The organism is Ruegeria sp. BHSB064, assembly GCF_059613205.1.
Genome location: NZ_JBXWSB010000194.1, coordinates 1 through 5,585 on the forward strand (window position 1 = coordinate 1; position 5,585 = coordinate 5,585).

Consider the following 5,585-nt stretch of genomic DNA (forward strand, 5'->3'; position numbering starts at 1 on the left):
GCGGCACGATCCCAGGTGAATTTTGCGGCCTGATGTATCGCCTGTTCTGATAACCGCGCGTGAAGATCATTGTCAGACAGCAATCTGTTGGTCTGCTGCGCAATCGAAGACGGGTCAGTGGGATCAAACAGCAACCCTCCATCACCGACCACTTCGGGGATACTGCTTGTGTTGGACCCCAGAACCGGAGTGCCGCAGGCCATGGCCTCGACCGGCGGAAAACCGAAACCTTCATACAATGACGGATGCACAAGCGCGTGGGCGGCATTGATCAGCAGCGCAAGTTTTTCGTCCGAAATTTCGCCGGTGAAAATGATCCGCTCAGAGGCAACCGCGTCTGCGCGGGCGGAAGCCTGCAGATCTTCGACATTGTCCCAGAACCTCTCGCCCGTGGTGCGTCCGATAATCACCAGAAACGCATTCGGGTGCTGCTCCAGTATCATCGGCATGGCCTGAATGAGCCGAAGAACATTTTTGTGTCTGTTGAAGCCGCCCACATAAACAAGAATGCGGGCATTTTCAGGTACGTTGTATTCAGCGCGTATGTCGCTTAATGATTTGGTATCACTTATCTTTCTGAAAAACGGCGCCGCTGCCATTGTCGTCAGGTCAATCCGATCCCGTGAAATGCCGAGGATGGATTTCAGGTCTGCGGCAGATGACTCGGATCCGGTAATGAACCGGGTGGCCTGAAATTTGGCCAGTGCGATTTTGATTTTCCAAAGCATAAGGTTCAGCTTTGTCGGAAAGATCAGATCCGGGAAGCGCTCGGGAATTGTGTCATGTATGCACACCACTTTGGGAACGCGCGACAGCAACGGATAATACGAGGACACGGTTGGGCAGAAGAACACATCGCATCCCAGTTTCACCGTTGCCTGGTGCATCTGAAACCGGCTTGCCGGATGGTCGTTTCCCGACCCCGGCGCAACGATCACTTCGACATTCGAAGGGACAGGGTACGGGGGGTCCTGATCGCAAATCAGGGAGTAACGGAATTTTCCATCTCGGGCTGCCAACGCCTTCACCAACTCTCTTGTGAAGCGCCCGAACCCGCGCTCGTTGCGCCAGGTCGTGCCGTCGATCCCTACATGCATGCTGATGCTCCGTTTCTGTCTAATTTCTTTTCGCCCCAAAGCACTGGCCGGCACTAGGATACTAAAATTTACGCATTGCGCTTGCTGGGTGGCAAGCAAAGTTCAATCTACAAATGTTTGATCTCGGTATAGCCGGATTGCTACATCATCGGAACCAATATGATGTGGAATCGCCCATGCACGCTGTAAGGAATCCAAATGGCCACCGGCCCATTCGAATTGCACAGATGTGTACCGATTTTGGCATGGGTGGGATCGCCCGGCACGCGCTTGATCTGGGCACCTGGCTTGGGGCTGGCGGCCATGGCGTCTATCTGGCGGGCACCCCCGGTGAATGGGCAAGCGAGGGGGCGGCAGACGGATTTCTGTCTATCCCCACACGCTATGTTGGTGTTGATGGTGGCGCGATGCTCCGGCGGCTGGCGAATACAGGCCGTGGAGCCATCGCATTACGTCGCTGGCTTGTGTCTTCGCAGATTGACGTGATCCATGCGCATGAATCTGCACCAGCTCTGGTGGCGCTGCTGGCGCGGATGCGTCTGAATATCCCGCTTGTCGTGACGTATCACGGGTCGGATCCACAGCGGATCAGGGGGTTTGGAAAGATTGCACGCCACGCCGATCTGGTCGTGACGCCCAGCCATCGGGCCGCTGAAGACCTGGCCGAAATCGCCAATGTATCAAAGGACAAGCTTAGGGTCATAGGGCTTGGCATCAAGCCGCCGCCTGAAGATACGGATCACGACGTTGCCGCGTTACGAAAAACCCTGCTGCGTGGCGGCAATCGCCTTGTCGTCACCATCGCGCGGGTGGCCTATCAAAAGGGCATTGACGTCTTGATCGAGTGTGTGGCGCGCCTGAAGGACACCCACCCCGACTATCGCTTTGTCGTTGTCGGGGATGGGCCATTGGATCAGGAGATGCGGGCGCTGGCGACACAGCGCGGTCTGGATGAGCATTTGCTTTTCGCTGGACGTACCGAGGTTCCCTATCGCTATTTGCGGGCAGCGGATCTGATGTTGCTGACCTCGCGGTGGGAGGCGCTGCCCATCTCGATTGCCGAAGCGTTCCAGGTCGGAACCCCGGTTGTGGCCACCGATTGTTCGGGTGTTCACGAACTGGTGCATGATACGGTTGGTGCCTGTGTGCCAATCGGCGATGTCGCGGCGATCACGCAGGCTGTTGAGCACATTCTCGAAGATGACCAAAAGCGCGCCGACATGGCGGCCAGTGCCTTGGACAGGTCGAAAGAGAGCCGGTTTGATCCAGACCACATCAACCGGCAGATCGAGGCGCTTTATTTCAGTCTTCTTGACTGAGCAGCGGACAAAAGCAGCATTCCTTTGCAGCATGCCCGCAACACAGCGTGTGAACGGGGCATCAGGGCAAGTTCCATCTTTCGATCACGGTATGGATCATGCTTTCATACCGGAAAGTCATTGGTAATCCGGTTTGAGTCACATGCAGTCCCTGCGCATTTTGATGTTCACTACATTTTATCCCCCTTATTCCTTTGGCGGTGATGCCATTGGCATTCAACGCATGGCCCGGGCGCTTGTGGCGCGGGGGCACGATGTGACGGTGGTGCATGACGAAGACAGCTATCTGATCCTGGGCGGCAAGCCGCAACCCGAAGGGCCCCCTGACGGGGTGCGGCGGATCGGGTTGCGCAGCCGCAATGGCGTGATGTCGAACCTGTTGACTCAGCAACTTGGTCGCCCGGTGGTGCATGCAGGACGCATTCGCGAGGTTCTGGCCGAGCGGCAGCCGGATATCATCTGGCACAATAACACTTCGCTGATCGGCGGGCCCGGCCTGTTGCCGATGGGCGAGGGGCTGAAAGTCTATGAGGCGCATGAACACTGGTTGGTCTGTCCAACCCATGTTCTGTGGCGGCATGGGCGGGAACTGTGCGATGATCGCCAGTGCTTGCGTTGTGTGCTGAATTACAAACGCCCGCCGCAGCTGTGGCGCTATACGGGCGCACTGGACCGGGCGCTGGATCATATGGATCTGATCATTGCCAAAAGCGAATTCAGCCGCGCCAAACATCGCGAGTTTGGCTTGCGTCAGGAGATGCAGGTACTGCCCTATTTCCTGCCCGATCTAGACCAGAGCGCCCTGCCGGAACCGGCGGCGCATGAACGTCCCTATTTCCTGTTTGTCGGTCGGTTGGAAAAGATCAAAGGGTTGCAGGATGTGTTCCCGGCCTTTGACCGCTATCCCGACGCGGACCTGCTGATCCTGGGCGATGGTGATTACGCAGATGAGCTGAAGGCACAGGCCTCAGGCAATGACCGGATCAAATTTCTGGGCCGCAAGACACCTGACGAATTGAACGCCTATTATCGTGGGGCGCTAGGGTTGATTGTGCCTTCGGTTTGTTATGAAACCTTCGGCATCATCCTGATCGAAAGCTTCCGGCTGGGCACACCGGTGATTGCCCGGCGGCTGGGCCCGTTCCCCGAGATCGTGGAGCGGGCAGGGGGTGGAGAGCTCTTCGAATCCGAAGACGATCTGATTGCGGCGATACGCAACCTGCAGCATCAGTCCGACCAGCGCGCGGTGCAGGGCGCGGCTGCGCGCAAGGCGTTTCTAGAAATCTGGCACGAAACATCCGTGCTCGAAGCTTATGGCGCAGCGCTTGCGCGCGCAGCTCATGATGCGGGAAACCCAAGATTGGCCGTCGCGCTGGAGGGCGGGGCCTTTGAAACCGGCACCCGATAAGCACCCCGGGCGAGCGTTTCTGTCAGGGCGCCAGCGTTCCGATCCGGTGGGCGTTGGCCATGACCGAAAAAGTGATGGTTGTGGCCGGAATGCTGGGCAGGCTTGAGGCATCGACCAGATGCACCCGCGACAGCCCTTTGGGTCGGCCCAGAATATCCGATTGTCCTGTGCCGGGCGCTTTGGCCATGGGCACCGAGCCGCCGACATGAAAGCTTGATCCCACATCACCGGGGCGGCGGGCAAAGCTGAGCGGCGTCAGCCCGGCCAGTTTCAGCACCTGCGCCAGCCGGGATGTGGCCCGCGCCATGACCTGCTCGGTTGTGTCGTTCGGCAGAACCTTGGATACAAGCCGCCCGTCAGGGGCCAGTGTCAGATCAATACGGGCAGAATGGTCGGAATGCAGAAACGCCTGCGCCACGATCAGCCGCCGGGCCAGCATATGCCAAACAGGGGCCGAGCCGGGCAGCTTTGCACCATAACTGCGGATCAGATCCTGGGCATAAAACTCATTCCAGGTATAGATCTGGCTGTGCACCAGATGGGGTGAGAGATCGGGGTCATCCAGCTCGATGAAAATCTGCGGCAGAGTGTGATAGGGGGTCTGATCAGGGCGGCGCGGGGCGCGCCAGCGGTGCAGGCTGGGCAGGAAGAAATGCTGGCTGTCCTGCAATTGCAGGCGGGCGGCGGGATCCGCAGAAGACAGCATCAGCAGGCGCGCCGTTTCCAGAACACCTGCGGCGACAAAAACGCGATCAGCCTTCAGGCTCTCGCCGCCGTCCAACCGGACCGTGACATGATCAGCGTGTTCTTCAAAGCCATGGGCAAGGCCATCGCGGTGGCGAAACGCCGTGTGGTGGCGCAGATCCTCAAGTGTTTGTCTGGCCGAGTAAATATGCCCCCAAGGGCACCCATGCAGACACTGACCGCAATAGCGGCAGCCCGGATCCACAGCCAGGCGCGCCATCCCGGCAGAGGCCCCCAACCCCGCAAGGCTGGTTTGCTGTTGCTCCAGACGGTGCAGAATATGCCCGGCCTGAGGCGATGGGCTCAACGGAACCCGGTGCTGCATCGGAAAGGCGGGGAACAGGGCCTGCAAGGCATCTTCTCGCCCGCTGACCGGCAGAAATTTGGCAACCGCCCGGTAATGCGGGGCCAGATCCTGCGCGCTCAGCGGCCAGTCGGTGATATCTGCATCCCGGTTGGGCAGGACCGCCGATCCCCAGAGGTTGGACAACCCCCCCGCCGCATGTGAGGCGCGCAATCCGATCTGATCCGGTGCAACCAGTGTGTCTGTACCCGGCACCATGGCAAAATCGGACCCAAACCGGCGCACCTGTCCGGGCGGCGTGTCTAACTGAGGGGCCTGCCAGGCCCGAATATCACTCGCAGACCAGTCCTCAGGATCTGAGGCCGCCATCCGGTCGCGGCGCTCCCGCGCAGAGACTTCAAGCTCTTGCCCTCCGTCAATCATCAAAACCTGACGGCCACGGTTCAGAAGGGCAATGGCCACCGATACGCCTGCTGGCCCCGACCCGATGACAAGATCGGTCACGGGGTGCGGCCTGTCTGTGCCAACAGATGCACCCTCATGCGGGAACCGGGCGGGTCATCTCGGCAACGATGTCATCGATGATCTGCTGCAGCGTGCGCATCGGGCGGAACCCGGTGACACGTTGCAGTTTCGAGACATCGGGCAGGCGGCGCTGCATATCTTCGAAGCCTTCGGGATAGACCGTGTCGTAAGGAACACATTGAATTTCC

Annotated in this window: 4 protein-coding genes; 2 read left to right on the plus strand and 2 right to left on the minus strand. The window is 59.1% G+C overall.

Going from position 1 to position 5,585, the window contains the following annotated elements:
* A partial coding sequence (locus tag AC2FNU_RS23745; protein ID WP_496793630.1) for a glycosyltransferase family 4 protein occupies window positions 1-1,097 on the minus strand: 1,097 nt, incomplete at its 3' end.
* Between the two features lie 227 nt (window positions 1,098-1,324).
* On the opposite strand from AC2FNU_RS23745, the gene AC2FNU_RS23750 reads away from it, so the two are divergent.
* Both AC2FNU_RS23750 and AC2FNU_RS23755 read left to right on the plus strand, forming a co-directional pair.
* Complete coding sequence (locus AC2FNU_RS23750; protein WP_496793634.1) at window positions 1,325-2,416, plus strand: glycosyltransferase family 4 protein; 1,092 nt, start codon at window positions 1,325-1,327, stop codon at window positions 2,414-2,416.
* Window positions 2,417-2,579: 163 nt separating this feature from the next.
* Window positions 2,580-3,824, plus strand: coding sequence for a glycosyltransferase (locus AC2FNU_RS23755; RefSeq protein ID WP_496793639.1), 1,245 nt, complete (start codon window positions 2,580-2,582; stop codon window positions 3,822-3,824).
* Window positions 3,825-3,846: 22 nt separating this feature from the next.
* On the opposite strand, the gene AC2FNU_RS23760 is transcribed toward AC2FNU_RS23755, so the two are convergent.
* Window positions 3,847-5,376: a GMC oxidoreductase gene (locus AC2FNU_RS23760; protein WP_496793643.1), complete on the minus strand. Its 1,530-nt coding sequence runs from the start codon at window positions 5,374-5,376 to the stop codon at window positions 3,847-3,849.
* Between the last annotated feature and the right edge of the window lie 209 nt (window positions 5,377-5,585).